The following is a 16,856-nucleotide window of genomic DNA, read 5'->3' as shown; positions in this document are numbered from 1 at the left end:
AACAGCCACGCTGGTCAAGCCTCGTACCGGAGTTCGCCGCCGACCGCGGTGCCCAGCACGCGCACGTCCTCCACCGAGGACAGCACCTCCTGCGACAGCGGGTCCGCGGACAACACCACGAAGTCCGCGAGCTTCCCGGCCTCCAGGGTGCCGAGGTAGTCCTCCGCGAAGGTCGCGTAGGCCGAGCCGTAGGTGTACGCGCGCAACGCTTCGGCCGGTGTCAACGCCTCCTCCACGGAGAACGGCGCTCCAGTGGAGGTCCGGCGATGCACCATGTCCGCGATTCCGAGCAAAGGCGCACCGTCGACTACCGGGCGGTCTGAGCTGGCAGGCAGAACGCAGCCAGCGTCCAGCACGCTGCGGAGCCGGTAGCACCACGGCACGCGGCCCTCGCCCAATGCCGCGCGCATCCCGTCGCCCAGCTCGTTGACGAAGCGGCCCTGCGGGGACGCGATCAGGCCCAGCGAGGCAAGTCGCGTCAGTTCCGCCGGCGGAACCACCGCGCAGTGCTCGATACGGTGCCGGTGGTCGGCCCTCGGGGTGGCCGCGAGTGCGGCTTCGTAGGCGTCCAGGACGACTGTGACGGCCCGGTCGCCGATGGCGTGCGTCGCGATTTGCCAGCCGGCGTCGTGTGCCTTGCGAATCGTGCTCGCGATCTCGTCTTCGGGCACCTGGAAGTAGCCCCGGTTGTCCGGCTCGCCGTCGAAGGGCTCGTGCATCGCACAGGTGCGGCCGACCAGCGAACCGTCGGCGAAGAGCTTCATCGGGCCGACGCGCAGCCACTCGTCGCCCAGGCCGGTGCGCAGGCCCAGGTCCAGGCCGAAACCGGCGCCGTCGGGCATGTCGTGCAGCACGCTCGCGGCGACCATCACCGTGCTGCGCACCCAGAGCACGCCACGGGCTCGGGCCAGCTGGTACGCGGCCAGCTCAGCCGGCGTCTCGCCGACCAATCCGCCGCCGATGCCGGCTTCCTGAACGCTCGTGATGCCTTCGGACAGGTACCGCTCGCTTGCCCTGCCCAGGCCCCGGACCACCGACTCGACCGGCGTCGGGTAGGTCAACGGCCGCAGCAACAACTGCGCTTGTTCGCGAAGCAGGCCGGTGGGCGAACCGTCGGACGAGAGGACCACGTCCCCGCCGACCGGAACATGCGCCAGGTCGAGCTGCTCCAGCACGGCGGAGTTGACCACCGTCATGTGCCCCGACGTGTGTTTGAGCCGCACCAGCATCCCGGGGGCCGCCCGATCCAGCCCGGACCGGTCCGGGTGCTGTCCGCCGGCCAGTTTGTTCTGGTCGTAGCCGCTGCCGACCACCCAGCTGCCCGCAGGCAGTTCCGCCGCGCGCCGGGCCACCGCGTCGTACACCTCGTCGACGGTCCGGCAGTCGCTCAGCGGCACGTCGTCCAGGCCCATGCCGAACCAGGCCATGTGGTTGTGCGCGTCGTGGAACCCGGGCGCGACGTACCCGCCGCCGAGGTCCACCCGCCGGCGGGCGGACAGTTCGCGGGCGTCGTCGCCGAGCGCCACGATCCGGCCGTGCAGCACTGCCAGCGCCGACTCGCCGGTGACCAGCCTGGCGTTCTCGTACACCGCGTCCACCTGCATGCCGCCGACACTATCGATCGATCGATCGAACGTCTAGGCTCTCCGGTATGAGCACCGTTGACCTGGCCGTCGAAGGCGGCATCGCGCAGATCCGGCTGAACCGTCCTGAGCGGCTCAACGCCGTCGCGCCCGTGCTGGTGGACGACTTCCTGACCGCGCTCGACCAAGTCGCCGGAAGCGACGCCCGCGTCGTGCTGCTCGCCGGCAACGGCCGCGCGTTCTGCGCCGGGCACGACCTCAAGGAACCCACCCCGGCGGGGGACTCACGGGCGAGGCTCGAGCGGCTCCAGGACGTCACACGCAAGCTGCGCGCGCTCCGCCAGCCGGTGATCGCCGCGGTGCACGGGTACGCGATCGGTGCGGGCGCGGAGTTCGCGCTGGGCTGCGACCTGGTGCTCGCCGCCGAGGACGCGGTGTTCGCGTTCCCGGAGGTATCGCTCGGGCTGAGCGTCACCGGTGCCGCGTCCCGGTTGCTCCCGCTGCTGGTCGGGCCGCTGAAAGCCAAGGAACTCCTGCTGCTCGGCGACCGGTTCGACGGCCGCCGCGCGCACGACCTCGGCCTGGTCAACGCGGCCGTCCCGGCGGACGAGCTGATGCCGCTCGCGCTCGGCTGGGCGGAGAAGATCGCGCACCATCCGCCGGAGGCCGCCGCGCTCGCGAAGCGCGCGCTGGACACCGGAATCGACCACGCCCTCGATTCGGCGCTGGAGCTCGAGGTCACGCACGCCCTGATCACCGAACACTCGGCCGCCGTCCGCGAGTCCACCGAAGCCTTCCGGAGCCGGGCGTGACCCCACTGCAGAACGTCGACACGCTGGTCGGACTGGTCGCCCGCGCCGCGCAGCTGTGGCCGGAGCGCACCGCGTGGGTGTTCGACAGCACGAATGCCCGGTTCACCTTCGCCGACGTCGACGAGCGCACCGGGCGCCTCGCCCAAGCCCTGCGCGATCAGGGCGTTCAGGCAGGCGACCGGGTCGCGGTCATGCTTCGCAACGATCCGGAGTTCCCGCTGTTGTGGCTCGCGCTCGCCAAACTCGGCGCGGTGCTGGTCCCGGTGAACGTCAATTACCGGGAATTCGACGGCGCGCACGTCCTGCGCCACTCCGGCGCGCGGCTCGCGGTAGCCGCCGAAGAGTTCGTGGAGCTACTGGAGAAAATCGCGCCGGAAACGTCGGTGGAACGCGTCCTCACGCCGGACGCGCTGCAGTCCGAAACGTGCTGCGAACCGGAAACGGTGGTCGCCGAGCAACCCGTGAACATCCAATACACGTCCGGCACCACCGGCGCGCCGAAGGGCTGCGTGCTGCCGCACCGGTACTGGACCACCCTGGCGATCGGACTGGCCGCCGACTTTCCCTCGGTCGGCGAGGACGACATCCTGCTTACCGCGCAACCGTTCCACTACATCGATCCACAGTGGAACGTGGCGCTCGCACTGGCCGCCGGGGCCACGCTGGTGGTGCTCGACCGGTTCCACCCGTCGACGTTCTGGGAGAAGGTCCGCGAGCACCAGGTCACCTGGTTCTACTGCCTGGGCCTGATGCCCACGCTGCTGCTGCGCCAGCCGCCGCACCCGCGCGACCGCGATCACCGCGTCCGGGCGATCAGCGCGTCGGCCATCCCGCCGGACCTGCACGCCCAGCTGGAGCAGCGCTGGGGCGTGCCGTGGCACGAGGCGTTCGGGATGACCGAGACCGGCGGCGACATCCGGGTTTCCGCGGCCGACCACGACGCCGCGGTGGGCACCGGCTGCATCGGACGGCCGTCTCGCGACCGAGAGGTGATGATCGCCGGCGAGGACGGGAAACCGTTGCCGCGCGGAGAAACCGGCGAGCTGCTGATCCGTGGCATCGGCCTGATGCACGGCTACCACGACGACCCGGAAGCGACCGCCCGCGCCTTCGCCGGCGGCTGGTTCCACACCGGCGACCTCGCCCGGATGGACGCCGAGGGCCGCGTCTACTACCTCGGCCGCACGAAGGACATGATCCGTCGCAGCGGCGAGAACATCTCGGCCGACGAGGTGGAGCGGGCGCTGCTGCAGCACCCGGCGGTGCAGCTCGCCGCCGTGCTCGCGGTGCCGGACGAGCTGCGCGGCGAGGAGGTGAAGGCGTACGTCGTGTGTGCCGGCGAGCGACCGGCACCGCAGGAGCTGGCGGAGTTCTGCGCCCAGCAGCTGGCCTATTTCAAGGTGCCGAGGTTCTGGACGTTCGCCGACGATCTGCCGCGCACCCCGTCCGAACGCGTCGCCAAGGGCGAGCTGCGCAAGGTCGCCGACCTCCGCGGCGGATCCTGGGACCGCAGCACTGGACAGTGGCAGTGAGCAGCGCCGAGCGGGTCCGCGCGGCCGCGGTGAAACTGTTCGCCACCAAGGGTTTCCACGGCACAGGCATTCGGGATCTCGCCCAGGAGGCCGAGCTTTCTTCGGCCACGCTGTATCACTACATGGGCACCAAAGAAGATCTTCTTGTCGAAATCATGACTGCCTCGCTGCGCCGGCTGATCGACGCCGCCGCGCAGGCCACCGCGGACAGCGAGGACCCGGTAGTCCGGGTGCGCACGCTGGTCGCGCTGCACGTCCTCGCGCACGCCGCGCAGCCAGGCGAAACCCGCGTGGTGGACAACGAAGTCGACGCACTGTCGGCACCGGCACGCGCCCGGGTCGTCGCGCTGCGGGACGAATACGAGCGCTGCTGGGCGCGGGCGATCGGCGACGGCGTCGCGGCGAACGTGTTCCACACCGCACAACCGAGCGTGACCCGGCTCGCATTGCTGGAAATGTGCAGCGGAGTGGCCCGCTGGTATTCGCCGCACGGTCCGATGCGGCTCGAAGACCTGGCCACGCACTATGCCGAACTGGCGTTAAGGGCGCTCGGGCACCCGGTGGCGGTGCGTACCGGGGATCTCCGGAACTGCCTCGAAGTGGTCGCCCAAGTGTGGGACCTGCCGGTCAAGGAGGGCTTTTAGCGCCGTACGCCTTGCCCAGACGGCGAACGTGGGGGACGCTCGAAGGGTGAGTGAGCAAACGATCCAACTCGAACTGGACGACTCGGGTCTCTCGCCTGGCCTGCCCGCACCCTCCCACCCCCGCGATCAGGTCCAGGACGTGCCGTATCGGCCGGTCGAATTCCGCGACGACGACCTGCCTTCCGCGCTGGAACGATGTGCCTCGTGGCTACGTCAGGCGCAGGAGTGGCTCGGCGAACCGCTCGACGTGCTCGCGATCCACCTCGACTACGACGAGCGCCAGGGATCGCCTTATTACGACGTCAAGGTGCTCTGCAACGAAGAGGATCTCGCCGGCGTGCCGATCGCCATGCGCAACAGCAAGTAGTCTCGTCATTCCGCCGCGAAGGCCCTCTCGCCACGCCGAGGGGGCCTTCGCCGCGTTTCGGCGCCGTCGCATGACAAACCGCGCCCCGTCCCGGCAAGATCGGAGGCGGACGAGAAGGGGTGTCTGTGACCGAGATCGTGGTGCGCTGGTCCGAGCCGCTGCCCGCGCTGGACCGCTACCTGGAGCTGCTGGACGAGCTGGAACGCGGCCGCTACGACGCGTACCGGCTGGAAATCGACCAGCGGCGGTTCCTGACCGGCCGCATGCTGGCCAAGACGCTCGTCGCGGAACGGCTCGGCCGTCCGGTCGAATCCGTGCGCCTGGACGCGACCTGCGAGGACTGCGGCAAGCCGCACGGCCGGCCGCGCGTGCCGGACTCGGACCTGGTGCTGTCCATCTCGCATTCGGGGAACCTGATCGGCCTCGCGGTGGCCGAGGGCGTGCCAGTGGGCCTGGACGTCGAAACCGCGAACCGCAACGCGGACGCCTCGCTCGTCGACTACGCGCTCAGCCCGGCCGAGCGGGAGGCCGTCGCGGGCCTGTCCGACGAGGCGCGCTCGGCTGCGTTCTTCATCTACTGGACGCGCAAGGAAGCGGTGATGAAGGCCACCGGCAAGGGCCTGAAGATCCCGCTGCGGAGCATCACGTTCTCCCGCTACGACGCCCCTGCCGAGCTGGTCTCCTCCAGCGACGAAGCACTCGATCCGGCACGCACCCGGCTCGCCGACCTCAAGGCGGCCGACGGGCACCGGGCGGCGGTGGCGGCGCTGACCGCGGAGCCCCTCAGCGTCACCGAGGAGCACTGGCTGCCCTAGCCCCACCGCTCCAGCGAGTCCGTGAAGGGAACATTGAGGGAATCTGATTCCCTCAATGTTCCCTTCACGGCTTTCGCAACTCCCGGTCAGGCGGCGCTGTCGTCCAGCCCCATCGCGCCGAGCAGGGTGCGGAACTTGGCGATCGTCTCCCGGTACTCGGTGTCCGGGTCCGAGGCCGGGACGATCCCGCCGCCCGCGTAGAGCCGCATCGTGTTCTGGGCCACCTCGGCGCACCGGATCGCGACCGCCCATTCGCCGTCGCCTGCCGAGTCGACCCAGCCGACCGCGCCCGCGTAGTACCCGCGGTCGAACGGCTCCAGCTCCTGCACCAGCTCGCGCGAGCGGGCGGTCGGGGTGCCGCACACCGCCGGGGTCGGGTGCATCGCGGCGGCGAGGTCCAGCGCGGTCACCGAACGGTCCGCGAGCACGCCGGTGATGGACGTGCGCAAATGCCAGATCGCCGGGGTCGAGATCAGCTCCGGGCCGGCCGGCACGTCGAGTTTCCGGCAGAACGGCCGCAGTGCCTCGACGACGTAGTCGATCACCAGGTCGTGCTCTTCCCGGTCCTTCGCGGACGCGAGGAGGGCTTCGCCGTTGGCCCGGTCGGTCGCCGGATCCGCCGACCGCGGCATCGAGCCGGCGTGCGGAGTCGTGAAGACGGAGTCCCCGGCGCGGGAAAGCAGCAGCTCAGGGGTGGCGCCGACAAGCGTGGCACCGCCGGGCAGCTCAGCGGCGTAGGTGAAGTGGCGCGGGTTGCCGCGGGCGAGGTTGCGGACGATCCGCTCGACCGGGATCGGCGCGTCGAACTCGAGCTCGAGCGCCCGGGCCAGCACAGCTTTGCGCAGGTCGCGGTCATGCAGGGCGGCGACCGCGGCGCGAACGTTCGCGCGGTGCCCGTCCGCGGAGGGGAGCCGGCGGGTGGCCATCGGCGCGGGCAGCTCCGCGGCGGGCGGTGCGGCCGGGGTTTCGGCCTCGGCCTGCGCCCGGTGCACCGTGCGGGGCAGCACTAGATGCCCCGGCGAGGTGGCACCGGGGCCGGTGTCGAACGGCAGGACACCGACCGCGAGCGGCACGCCGGAGCGGTCCAGCTCCGCGGCCACGGCCTGGGCCAGGCGATTCGGGTCGGCGTCGGTGACGACGCCGAGCGCCCCCTTGGCGAGCAGGGCTCGCCGGGCGGTCGCGAACAGGAAGTCGCCTCGCCGGTAGCGGACGGTGGTCTCGGCCGGGTTCGCCGGCGCGGTACTGGTCGTCACCCCACCAGCGTCCCAGGATCCGGGAGCCCCGCGGGGAAAGTGTTGCCGGAAGAACATCTTCGGGCCACCTTCCCCGCAGGCGCCGGGAACGGCCTTACTTGAGCGCGTCGATCAGCGCTTCGCGCTGCCGTTCGCCCAGGCCCGCGGCCCGGCGGTCGGGGTCGATCCCCGCCTGCTCGAGCAGCGCGGCGACCTTGACCGCACCGAGGCCGGGCACGGCCTTGAGGAGCTGCGTGACCTTCGTCTTGCCGACGGTCTTGTTCTCCTTGGCCCGCTTGAGCACCGACTCGATGCTCTCCTTGCCGGACTTGATCGAAGCGAGCAGCTCCGAACGCGCCTTACGAGCCTCTGCCGCCTTGGCGAGGGCCTCGGCGCGCTGCTCCGGAGTCAACGTGGGCAGAGCCAACGTAATGTCCTTTCCTCTCAGGTCTCCGCTTTCGCGGCCGACAGCTTTACCTTGTCGCTTGCAGCTGCAAGCGCTGGCCAGCCGTCACTTACCACGGCCCCAGTAAACGCCACGTCCACCCGGTACGCGCAACCGACACGCACTTATCACCCGCGAACGGGCGCGGCGGACCTGCGCGAAGGGACCCCTCGCGACCTGTGAAAACGACCCGGAAGGGCCGTTTTCCACCCCCATTACCTCACCCGAACGAGAGTCTATTCCGACACAGTTAACACAACGCATTTTCTTGTCCCACAACAGAAAGCGCGATCGAAACGGATCATCGACGGCCCGTGCCGCCACCCGTTGGGCGGACGGTGGCGCCAACCTGTGACCGAACTTGTTCGTGCCGGACCCGGCGGATGCGCATTAGAGTCGGGCCAACCCCAGTTCACCGGCGAACGAGCACCACGGGAGTCACCCATGTTGAGCACGATGCAGGACGGACAGCTGTCGCTCGCGAAGCTGCTGCGCCACGGCACGAAGGTGCACGCGAAGAGCGAAGTCGTCACCTGGACCGGTTCAGAAGCCCGCCGGGAGACCTTTGCCGAACTCGGCAAGCACGCCGCGCGGCTGGCCAACGCGCTGCGCGGCCTCGGCGTCACCGGCGACCAGCGAGTCGGCACGTTCATGTGGAACAACGCGGAGCACCTGGCCGCCTACCTCGCGGTGCCCGCGATGGGCGCGGTGCTGCACACGCTGAACATCCGGCTGTTCCCGGAGCAGCTGGTCTTCGTCGCGAACCACGCCGAGGACCACGTCATCCTGGTCGACGGCACGCTCGTGCAGCTGCTGGCGAGCAATCTGCCCGGGATGAAGACCGTCAAGCACGTCATCGTGGCCAACGGCGACGCGGCCGCGCTGGAGGCCCCCGAGGGCGTCACCGTGCACTCCTACGACGAGCTGCTGGCCGCCCAGCCCGACGAGTTCGACTGGCCGGAGATCGACGAGCGCTCGGCCGCTGCGATGTGTTACACCTCGGGCACGACGGGTGACCCGAAGGGCGTCGTCTACTCGCACCGGTCGATCTGGCTGCACTCGATGCAGGTCTGCATGACCGACAGCATGCGGCTCGCCCAGGAGGACCTGGCGCTGGCGATCGTGCCGATGTTCCACGCGATGTCGTGGGGTCTGCCGTACGCGGCGATGATGGTCGGCGCGTCGCTGCTGATGCCGGACCGGTTCCTCCAGCCGGCCCCGATCGCCGCGATGCTGGCCGCCGAGAAGCCGACGTTCGCGGCCGCGGTGCCGACGATCTGGCAGGGCCTGCTCGCCTACCTGGACGCGAACCCGCAGGACATCAGCCACGTGCGGGAGGTGGTGGTCGGCGGGTCGGCCGCGCCGCCGTCGCTGATGCACGCCTTCGAGGAGCGCTACCACGTGCCGATCCTGCACGCCTGGGGCATGACCGAGACCTCGCCGCTGGGCAGCGTCGCGCGTCCGCCGGCCAGCGCGACCGGGGACGAGCGCTGGGCCTACCGCTACACCCAGGGCCGGTTCCCGGCGTCCGTGGCGGCCCGGCTGATCGGCGACGACGGGCAGGAGCTGCCCTGGGACAACGAAGCGGTCGGCGAGCTGGAGGTGTCCGGTCCGTGGATCGCCGGCGCCTACCACGGCGGGGCGGAGATCGACCCGGAGAAGTTCCACGACGGCTGGCTGCGCACCGGCGACGTCGGCAAGATCAGCCCGGACGGCTTCCTGACGCTGACCGACCGGGCGAAGGACGTGATCAAGTCCGGCGGCGAATGGATCTCGTCGGTCGATCTGGAGAACGCGGTGATGGGCCACCCGGCGGTGGCCGAGGCCGCGGTGGTCGGCATCCCGGACGAGAAGTGGGACGAGCGGCCGCTGGTCGCGGTGGTGGTGAAGGAGGGCCAGAGCGTCACCGCCGATGAATTGCGCGACTACCTGACGGACAAGGTGGCGAAGTGGCAGCTGCCGGAGAACTGGACGTTCGTGGACGAGGTGCCCAAGACCAGCGTCGGCAAGTTCGACAAGAAGCGGCTGCGCGCGTCCTACTCCGAGGGAAAGCTCGACATCTCACACTTCTAAGCGGTTAATCTCCGGCGAGTTGTCGGCCCGGGAAGGGCTCAGTGAGGGAATCTGTTGCCCGCACTGAGTCCTTTCCCGGCACGTCGGAGGAGAACTGGGGATGCAGCAGCGCAGCAGGAGGGCGTTCCTGTCGCTGGCCGGCACAGCCGCGGTGGGCGCGGTGGCGGCAGCGTGCGGGTCGAACACCGGACGGCCGGGAGACCCGCCGCCGTCCACCGCGATGTCGGCCGGGGCCACGCCCACCGTCGCGCCGCCGAAAGTCTCGCTGCAGCAGTGGTATCACGCCTACGGCGAGGACGGCGTGCAGGAAGCCGTCAAGAACTACGCGGCCAGCTATCCGGCCGCGAAGGTCAACGTCGTGTGGAACCCGGGCGACTACGACTCGAAGATCGTCACCGCGCTGCAGAACAGCCCCGTCCCGGACGTCTTCGAGGCACAGGTGAAGATCGACTGGGTCCGGCAGAACCAGGTGGTGGCGCTGGACGACATCATCGGGCCGGTCAAGAACGATTTCAGCCCCGCCGTGCTCGCCGCGCAGACCGTGGAAGGCAAGGTCTACGGCATCCCGCAGGCGACGGACACGCAGGTGTTGTTCTACCGCAAGAGCATGTTGCAGGCGGCGGGCGTGCAGCCGCCGCAGACGGTCGACGAGCTGATCGACGCCGCGGGCAAGCTGACGAAGGACGGCGTGAAGGGCCTGTTCGCGGGCAATGACGGCGGGGTCGGCACGCTCGCCGGTCCGTTGCTGTGGTCGGCCGGCCTGGACTACTTGAAGAACAACAACCGCGAGGTCGGCTTCGACGACCCGCGGGCGGCCACCGCGTTCACGAAGCTGCACACGTTGAACGCCAACGGCTCCCTGTTGCTGGGCGCCCCCGCGGACTGGTCCGACCCGGGTGCTTTGGTCGACGGGCTCTGCGCGATGCAATGGACCGGCTTGTGGAACATCCCGAAGGTCCGCGACGCGCTCAACGACGATTTCGGTGTGCTGCCGTTCCCGAAGCTGGACGACAGTGGCAAGCCGTCGGTGCCGGTCGGCGCATACGGCGCGATGGTGAACGCGAAGAGCGCGCACGTGAACGAGGCCAAGGCGTTCGTGAAGTGGCTCTGGATCGACCAGACCGACGACCAGCTGCAGTTCGCCACCCGTTACGGCTTCCACGTGCCCGCCCGGCAAAGCCTGATCGACAAGGCGGACACGTTGGCGACCGGTCCGGCCGCCGACGTCGTCCAGTACGTCAAGGAGAACAGTCACCTCGTCGGCGGTCCGGTGTGGACTTCGGCGGCGAACACCGCACTGTCCGACGCGCTGGCGAAGATCGCGAAGGAAGGCGCGGACCCGGTGGCCCAGACGAAGGCGGCGGTCACCGTCGCGCAGTCCGAGCTGAAGCGCCTGTTCGGATGAGGCTGTCCCGACAGAACCGGGACACGCTGGCGTTCTGGGGGTTCGTCGGGCCGTTCGTGATCGGCCTGGCCGTGTTCGCGTACCTGCCGATCGGGTGGAGTCTCTACCTGTCGTTCTTCGACGCGCGCAACACCGTCACCCCCAGCGTCTTCGTGGGCCTGGACAACTACGCGCACATGCTCGTCGACGGCCCGTTCGTCTCGAGCCTCGGCACGTTCAGCGTGTTCGCGCTGTTCATCGTGCCGCTCACCTTCGTGCTGTCGCTGGCGCTGGCGCTGGGCGTGAACCAGCTGCGGTTCGCTCAGGCGTTCTTCCGTTCGGTGTTCTTCCTGCCGTTCGCGTGCTCGTACGTGGTCGCGTCGCTGATCTGGAAGACGTCCCTGTTCTCCGGCGTCCGGTACGGCCTCGCGAACACCGTGCTCGGCCTTTTCGGCATCGACCCGGTGGCGTGGACCGGCACCGTGAGCCCGCCGCTGTACTGGGTGGTGCTGGTAACCGCGCGCCTGTGGCTGCAGCTCGGCTTCTACCTGATCCTCTTCGTCGCCGCGCTGCAGCGAATCCCGAAGCAGCTGTACGAGGCCGCCTGGCTGGACGGCGCGAAACCAGGCTGGCAGGTGTTCCGGCACATCACCCTGCCGCAATTGCGCGCCACGTCGGTCGCCGTGCTGCTGCTGAACCTGATCAACGCCTACCAAGCGTTCGACGAGTTCTACAACATCATGGGCGATTCCCGCGGCTACCCGCCGTTCGCCCGCCCGCCGCTCGTGTACCTCTATTACACGTCGCTGGGATCCGGCGGCCAGGATCTGGGGCGCGGCAGCGCCGGCGCGATGATCCTCGCTCTGCTGATCGCCATCGTGACTCTTTTGCAGGGCAAGCTTTTCCGCTTCGACCGGAGCGCGACATGATCCGCGCGACGCTCCGCTGGACAGCGCTGATCGTCGCCGCGCTGCTGTTTCTGCTGCCGTTCTACCTGCTGCTGCGCAACGGCTTGGCCGCCCGGGCGGAAATCACCGCGCCCGGCTGGACGCTGTGGCCGAAGCAGATCCACTGGGAGAACTTCTCCAAGTTGTTCGGCCAGCAGGACGTGCCGTTCGCGCGCAGCATCGTCAACTCGATCGTCGTCGCGGTGCTGCAGACGGTCGGCCTGCTGCTGGTGTCCTCGCTGGCCGGGTACGGGCTGGCGCGGGTCCCGTACCGCTACTCGAAACCGGTGTTCTACGCGGTGCTGGCGACGCTGATGATCCCGACCTCGGTGACCTTCGTGCCGAGTTTCGTGGTCGTGTCGTCCCTCGGCTGGCTGTCCGATTACCGCGGCCTGGTGATCCCGGGCCTGTTCAGTGCGTTCAGCGTTTTCCTGTTCCGGCAGTACTTCCTGGATTTCCCGAAGGAGCTGGAGGACGCCGGCCGCGTCGACGGCCTGACCCGATGGGGCGTCTTCCGCCGCATCGTGGTCCCGAACTCTCGCGGTTTCTTCGCCGCGATCGCGGTGATCACCGTGATCGGCAGCTGGAACGCGTTCCTGTGGCCGCTGATCATCGCGCAGTCGCCGGACTCGTGGACCGTGCAGGTGGCGCTGTCCGGGCTGCTGACCGCGCAGAACCCGCAACTGAACCTGCTGTTCCTGGCCGCCGCGCTGTCGATCCTGCCGATCGTGCTGCTGTTCGCGTTCCTGCAGCGCTATCTGGTCCGCGGGGTAGCCGAATCGGGCTTGAAAGGCTGAAACCGAACATCCGGGCGGGGAATGCGCGTAACGTTTCGTCCTTGATCGCCGACCAGCCAGCGACCCGCCCAGCGCACCAGGAGCCGCTCCGATGACCGACCCGTACCAGCCCTACTCCGGCCAGGTTCCGCCGCCGGGCCAGCCGCCGGTGCCCTACGGTGCGCCGATGTACGGGTACGTCCCGTACCCGGTCGCCCCGCCGCTGCGGACGAGCGGCATGGCGATCGCCGGCATGGTGGTCGGCATCGTCGCGCTGGTGTTCTTCTGGGTCCCGTTCTTCGACGTAGTGGCGGCGATCGCCGCGATCGGTCTCTCCTGGGCCGGCATGGTGCAGGCCGGAAAACCTGGCTGGACCGGACAGGGCATGGGCATCGCCGGCCTGGTCTGCGGCATCCTCGCGGCGATCCCGGCGATCTTGTTCTTGGTCTTCTTCATCATCTCGCTGTCCGCGGTGGGGGCGGCTACCTGCGCGTTCTACTGCTGACGCTCCGAAACGTCCGCGAAGGGCCCCTGGCGGGAATCCAATTCCTGCAAGGGGCCCTTCGCGGCAACACCCGACCATCGGCGGTAGCTGCCCTTACTCCTTCGTGACATAGTCGCTCGCGTTGTCACAATAAATGTGAGTTACCTTCGCGTTCTGCTCCGGCTCAGTTCACCCCCCGGACACACCCGTCCGGGACCGTGCCGAGAGCACCGAACCCCGGGGAGTGGAGACCATGGCAGAACTGACCAGGCGCGCGTTCACCACCGCCGGAGCCGCCACCGTCGGGCTCCTCCTCTGCACCCCGACCGCCAACGCACTCGACCGCGCACTGCGCCAGACGAGGACTCGCGCGGTCCAAACCGCGGGCACCACGCTTCAGCAGGCCGCCAGCGGCAGCCCCACCGGTTACTCCCGGCTGTCCGCGGGCCCTGGCTGGCCCCTCGCGGTCCGCGAAGAGCTCACCGTCGCCAAGACCGGCCGGGACGATCGCCGAACCGCGCTCGGCGCGTTCGTGCAGTTCACCGACCTGCACATCACCGACACCGAGTCGCCCGCGCGGTTCGAGTACCTGCACCCCTTCATCGGCTCCGCGCACCGGCCGCAGGAAGTCCTCGGCACGGTCGCCACGAGCGCGCTGGTCAACCGCGTCAACAACCTCCGCTCCGGCCCGTTCACCGGACGCCAGTTCGACTTCCTCATCACTACCGGCGACAACACCGACAACCACGAGCTGATCGAGCTGGACTGGTTCCTGACCACCCTCAACGGCGGCAAGATCACCCCCAATTCCGGCGACCCGGCGCGCTACGAAGGCGTTCAGGCCTCCGGCAACCCGACGTTCTGGAACCCGGGCACGAAACTCGCCGACGACTACACCAAAAAGGGATTCCCGCAGATCCCCGGCCTGCTCGCCGCCGGCATCGCGCCGTTCACCGCCCCCGGACTGGACCTGCCCTGGTACTGCACGTTCGGCAACCACGACGACAGCGTCGTCGGCACCCTGCCGGAAGGCATCCCGGGCATCGAGGGCTGGTACACCGGCAAATACAAGGTCATCGGCAAGGACGAGAGCAGCACCCGCAAGCTCGGCACCGCCCTCACCAGCGGCAAGACCGTGCCGCTGGGCGAGCTGTTCGGCGGCGGGACCGTCCGCGAGGTCACGCCGGACCCGCGCCGCCGTCCGTTCAGCACCGCCGAGTTCGTCAAGGCGCACCTCGACGCCAAGAACACCGGCCCGGGCCCGGTCGGGCACGGGTTCACCGACGCCAACTCCGACGGGCGCAACGTCTACTACACCTTCCGCGTCGCACCCGGCGTCACCGGGATCAGCCTTGACACCACCACGCAGGGCGGCTTCGCGGACGGCTCGATCGGACTGGAGCAGTTCAACTGGGTCGAATCGACGCTCAAGCGCGGCAGCTCCGCCTACTACGACTTCTTCGGCCGCAAGGTCACCCACTCGGTCACCGACGAGCTGTTCGTCCTGTTCAGCCACCACACCAGCGGCACGATGGGCAACCTGCTCCCGGACGCGCGCCATTTGCTGGACCCGCGGCTCAACGGGGACACCTTCGTCGGGCTGCTGCAGCGCTTCCCGAACGTGGTGGCCTGGGTCAACGGGCACACCCACTACAACAAGATCACCCCGCACGCCGGCAAAACCCCGCAGCAGAGCTTCTGGGAGATCAACACCGCCAGCCACATCGACTTCCCGCAGCACGCCCGCGTCATCGAGCTGGCCGACAACCACGACGGCACCCTCTCGCTGTTCACCACGTTGATCGAGGCGGACGCGCCGTACGCGGTGGACTACTCGGGCCAGACGCCGGACGCGATCGCGTCGATGTACCGCGAGTTCTCCTACAACGACATCCACGCGAAGCTCAGCAACGTGGGCGTGGCGAGCGACCGCAACACCGAACTGCTGCTCGCCAACCCGCTCAGCTGATTACCCGCGAGGTAATCGACGCCACGGCACCGGCTGCGGTTGACTGCTCGGCATGACCGACGTCGAAGGCACCAAGCTGTTCCACTCCACGATGCCGTTCAGCGAACGGCTCGGCATCGAGGTGCTGGAGCACCGCGCGGACCTGGTCCGCAGCCGGATCGCCTGGGACGAATCGCTGTGCACGCTCGGCGGCGCGCTGCACGGCGGCGCGCTGATGGCGCTGGCCGATTCGACCGGCGCGGTCTGCGCGTTTCTCAACCTGCCCGAGGGCGCGCAGGGCACCACCACGCTGGAGTCGAAGACGAACTTCCTGCGGGGCGTCCGTTCGGGTTACGCCACCGCTTCGTCCAGACCACTGCACACGGGCCGCCGGGTGGTGGTCGTAGAGACCGAGATCCACGACGACCAGGGCAAGCTCGCCGCGAAAATCACCCAGACGCAGGCAGTTCTCTAGCGCCACCTCTTTACTTACCCGCTCCGGAAGGCGAAAATCTCTGGCTACTACTGGGGTCTGGGGACGGGAGCCGGAATGCGGGTTCGCGGATTGTGCACGTTACTGTCCATCGTCATGGTCACGGCAGGTGCGACACAGGCCGCCGCGCAGCCGCGGCCGGCCAAGGACGACGAGGCGATCAACTATCACGAGTGGTCGTCCGGCTCGTTCTTCGCCGGACGGCTCGACGGGCTGGGCTTCGGTTACGGCGGCCTGCGGATCACCCGCCCGGCGGGCAGCGTCGCGCACACCGAAGCGGGACTGGGCACCACCCGCACGTACGACTACGGCACCTGGACGTCCCCGCAGTACCGGCAGGGGTTCGACGCCACCCAGCTGATCGCGTCGTGGAACGCACTCACGCCGGCGAAGACCTGGCTGGAGGTGCAGGCGCGCGGCCGGACGTCGGCCGGCGCCGAGACGGCCTGGTACACGATGGGCCGCTGGGCCAGTGGCGACCAAGACATCCAGCGCACCAGCGTGGACGGCCAGAGCGATGACAACGCCTCGGTCGACGTCGACACGTTGGCCACGAAGAGCGGCGTCACGCTGCGCTCGTACCAGCTGCGCGTGACGCTTTATCGCGAGCACGGCGCGCCGGTCACCCCGACGGTGACCTCGCTCGGCGCGATGACCTCGAACGTACCGGACCGGTTCGACGTGCAGACCACCAAGCCGGCCACGGCGCGCGGCATCGAACTGAAGGTGCCCGCGTACGCCCAGAACATCCACAAAGGACAGTTTCCGCAATACGGAGGCGGCGGCGAGGCGTGGTGCAGTCCGACGTCGACCGAGATGGTCGCCGAGTACTGGGGCCGCAAGCCGAGCGAGCAGCAGATGGACTGGATCCCGGCGGACTACCAGGACCGTTCGGTGGTCTACGCCGCGCGCGGCACCTACGACTACGCCTACGACGGCACCGGCAACTGGCCGTTCAACACCGCCTACGCCGCTTCGCTGGGCCTGCGCGGCCACATCACCCGCCTCCACGACCTGAACGAACTCGAGGACTACATCGCGCGCGGCGTCCCGGTGATCACGTCGCAGTCGTTCCTGTCCAGCGAGCTGGACGGGGCGGGCTACGGCACCGCGGGCCATCTGATGGTGGTCATCGGATTCACCCAGGCGGGCGATGTGATCGTGAATGATCCGGCATCGAGCTCGGACAACCGCGTGCGGACGGTGTACAAGCGCGACCAGTTCGAGAAAATCTGGCAGCGCACCAAGCGGCACACCGACACCGGCGCGGTCGCTGGCGGACCAGGCGGGATCGTGTACCTCATCACCCCCGCCTGAACCA

At 69.0% G+C, this 16,856-nt stretch carries 16 protein-coding genes; 13 read left to right on the top strand and 3 right to left on the bottom strand.

Annotated features, from left to right (window positions below; all coding sequences use genetic code 11):
• Positions 1-14 precede the first annotated feature (14 nt).
• On the bottom strand, positions 15-1,604 hold the full coding sequence (locus AMYBE_RS0137540) for an amidohydrolase (protein WP_020664549.1): 1,590 nt from the start codon (positions 1,602-1,604) through the stop codon (positions 15-17).
• Positions 1,605-1,651: 47 nt separating this feature from the next.
• On the opposite strand from AMYBE_RS0137540, the gene AMYBE_RS0137535 reads away from it, so the two are divergent.
• From AMYBE_RS0137535 to AMYBE_RS0137515, 5 genes are all read left to right on the top strand, one after another.
• Complete coding sequence (locus AMYBE_RS0137535; protein ID WP_020664548.1) at positions 1,652-2,395, top strand: enoyl-CoA hydratase/isomerase family protein; 744 nt, start codon at positions 1,652-1,654, stop codon at positions 2,393-2,395.
• Positions 2,392-3,927, top strand: a complete 1,536-nt coding sequence (locus AMYBE_RS0137530) for an ATP-dependent acyl-CoA ligase (RefSeq protein ID WP_020664547.1) — start codon at positions 2,392-2,394, stop codon at positions 3,925-3,927. The genes AMYBE_RS0137535 and AMYBE_RS0137530 overlap by 4 nt, the downstream gene beginning before the upstream one ends.
• On the top strand, positions 3,924-4,571 hold the full coding sequence (locus tag AMYBE_RS0137525) for a TetR/AcrR family transcriptional regulator (protein ID WP_020664546.1): 648 nt from the start codon (positions 3,924-3,926) through the stop codon (positions 4,569-4,571). Before AMYBE_RS0137530 ends, AMYBE_RS0137525 begins: the two co-directional genes overlap by 4 nt.
• Before the next feature lie 46 nt (positions 4,572-4,617).
• Positions 4,618-4,938, top strand: coding sequence for a hypothetical protein (locus tag AMYBE_RS0137520; RefSeq protein ID WP_027928427.1), 321 nt, complete (start codon positions 4,618-4,620; stop codon positions 4,936-4,938).
• Positions 4,939-5,063: 125 nt separating this feature from the next.
• Complete coding sequence (locus AMYBE_RS0137515; RefSeq protein WP_020664544.1) at positions 5,064-5,753, top strand: 4'-phosphopantetheinyl transferase family protein; 690 nt, start codon at positions 5,064-5,066, stop codon at positions 5,751-5,753.
• An 86-nt stretch (positions 5,754-5,839) separates the two neighbouring features.
• On the opposite strand, the gene AMYBE_RS0137510 is transcribed toward AMYBE_RS0137515, so the two are convergent.
• Both AMYBE_RS0137510 and mihF read right to left on the bottom strand, forming a co-directional pair.
• Positions 5,840-7,006 carry an isochorismate synthase gene (locus AMYBE_RS0137510; protein WP_020664543.1) on the bottom strand — a complete coding sequence of 389 codons (1,167 nt, stop codon included), beginning with the start codon at positions 7,004-7,006 and terminating at the stop codon, positions 5,840-5,842.
• 94 nt (positions 7,007-7,100) lie between these two features.
• A complete protein-coding gene (gene mihF, locus AMYBE_RS0137505; protein WP_020664542.1) occupies positions 7,101-7,412 on the bottom strand; it encodes an integration host factor, actinobacterial type in 312 nt (103 codons plus the stop codon).
• A 462-nt stretch (positions 7,413-7,874) separates the two neighbouring features.
• On the opposite strand from mihF, the gene AMYBE_RS0137500 reads away from it, so the two are divergent.
• The 8 genes from AMYBE_RS0137500 to AMYBE_RS0137465 all read left to right on the top strand — a co-directional run bounded on the left by AMYBE_RS0137500 (position 7,875) and on the right by AMYBE_RS0137465 (position 16,852).
• On the top strand, positions 7,875-9,503 hold the full coding sequence (locus tag AMYBE_RS0137500; protein ID WP_020664541.1) for a long-chain fatty acid--CoA ligase: 1,629 nt from the start codon (positions 7,875-7,877) through the stop codon (positions 9,501-9,503).
• A gap of 100 nt (positions 9,504-9,603) precedes the next feature.
• Complete coding sequence (locus tag AMYBE_RS0137495) at positions 9,604-10,908, top strand: ABC transporter substrate-binding protein (protein WP_020664540.1); 1,305 nt, start codon at positions 9,604-9,606, stop codon at positions 10,906-10,908.
• Positions 10,905-11,816 (top strand): carbohydrate ABC transporter permease, encoded by a 912-nt coding sequence (locus AMYBE_RS0137490; protein WP_020664539.1) that lies wholly within the window; start codon positions 10,905-10,907, stop codon positions 11,814-11,816. The genes AMYBE_RS0137495 and AMYBE_RS0137490 overlap by 4 nt, the downstream gene beginning before the upstream one ends.
• Complete coding sequence (locus AMYBE_RS0137485) at positions 11,813-12,631, top strand: carbohydrate ABC transporter permease (protein WP_020664538.1); 819 nt, start codon at positions 11,813-11,815, stop codon at positions 12,629-12,631. The genes AMYBE_RS0137490 and AMYBE_RS0137485 overlap by 4 nt, the downstream gene beginning before the upstream one ends.
• 91 nt (positions 12,632-12,722) lie before the next feature.
• Positions 12,723-13,115 carry a DUF4190 domain-containing protein gene (locus AMYBE_RS0137480; RefSeq protein ID WP_020664537.1) on the top strand — a complete coding sequence of 131 codons (393 nt, stop codon included), beginning with the start codon at positions 12,723-12,725 and terminating at the stop codon, positions 13,113-13,115.
• A 232-nt stretch (positions 13,116-13,347) separates the two neighbouring features.
• On the top strand, positions 13,348-15,063 hold the full coding sequence (locus AMYBE_RS0137475; RefSeq protein WP_020664536.1) for a TIGR03767 family metallophosphoesterase: 1,716 nt from the start codon (positions 13,348-13,350) through the stop codon (positions 15,061-15,063).
• 52 nt (positions 15,064-15,115) lie between these two features.
• Positions 15,116-15,517 (top strand): PaaI family thioesterase, encoded by a 402-nt coding sequence (locus tag AMYBE_RS0137470; protein ID WP_020664535.1) that lies wholly within the window; start codon positions 15,116-15,118, stop codon positions 15,515-15,517.
• A 114-nt stretch (positions 15,518-15,631) separates the two neighbouring features.
• On the top strand, positions 15,632-16,852 hold the full coding sequence (locus AMYBE_RS0137465; RefSeq protein WP_020664534.1) for a peptidase C39 family protein: 1,221 nt from the start codon (positions 15,632-15,634) through the stop codon (positions 16,850-16,852).
• The last annotated feature ends 4 nt before the right edge of the window (positions 16,853-16,856 follow it).

This window comes from Amycolatopsis benzoatilytica AK 16/65, from assembly GCF_000383915.1.
Taxonomy (GTDB): Bacteria; Actinomycetota; Actinomycetes; order Mycobacteriales; family Pseudonocardiaceae; genus Amycolatopsis; species Amycolatopsis benzoatilytica.
This window is presented reverse-complemented; position numbering and strand designations above follow the sequence as displayed.

Excerpts from the sequence above, each read along its gene's own strand:
- AMYBE_RS0137495 (WP_020664540.1), top strand. The coding sequence starts at position 9,604 with ATGCAGCAGCGCAGCAGGAGGGCGTTCCTGTCGCTGGCCGGCACAGCC.
- AMYBE_RS0137540 (WP_020664549.1), bottom strand. The coding sequence starts at position 1,604 with ATGCAGGTGGACGCGGTGTACGAGAACGCCAGGCTGGTCACCGGCGAG.
- AMYBE_RS0137535 (WP_020664548.1), top strand. The coding sequence starts at position 1,652 with ATGAGCACCGTTGACCTGGCCGTCGAAGGCGGCATCGCGCAGATCCGG.
- AMYBE_RS0137480 (WP_020664537.1), top strand. The coding sequence starts at position 12,723 with ATGACCGACCCGTACCAGCCCTACTCCGGCCAGGTTCCGCCGCCGGGC.
- AMYBE_RS0137465 (WP_020664534.1), top strand. The coding sequence starts at position 15,632 with ATGGTCACGGCAGGTGCGACACAGGCCGCCGCGCAGCCGCGGCCGGCC.
- AMYBE_RS0137470 (WP_020664535.1), top strand. The coding sequence starts at position 15,116 with ATGACCGACGTCGAAGGCACCAAGCTGTTCCACTCCACGATGCCGTTC.
- AMYBE_RS0137500 (WP_020664541.1), top strand. The coding sequence starts at position 7,875 with ATGTTGAGCACGATGCAGGACGGACAGCTGTCGCTCGCGAAGCTGCTG.
- AMYBE_RS0137490 (WP_020664539.1), top strand. The coding sequence starts at position 10,905 with ATGAGGCTGTCCCGACAGAACCGGGACACGCTGGCGTTCTGGGGGTTC.
- AMYBE_RS0137475 (WP_020664536.1), top strand. The coding sequence starts at position 13,348 with ATGGCAGAACTGACCAGGCGCGCGTTCACCACCGCCGGAGCCGCCACC.
- AMYBE_RS0137485 (WP_020664538.1), top strand. The coding sequence starts at position 11,813 with ATGATCCGCGCGACGCTCCGCTGGACAGCGCTGATCGTCGCCGCGCTG.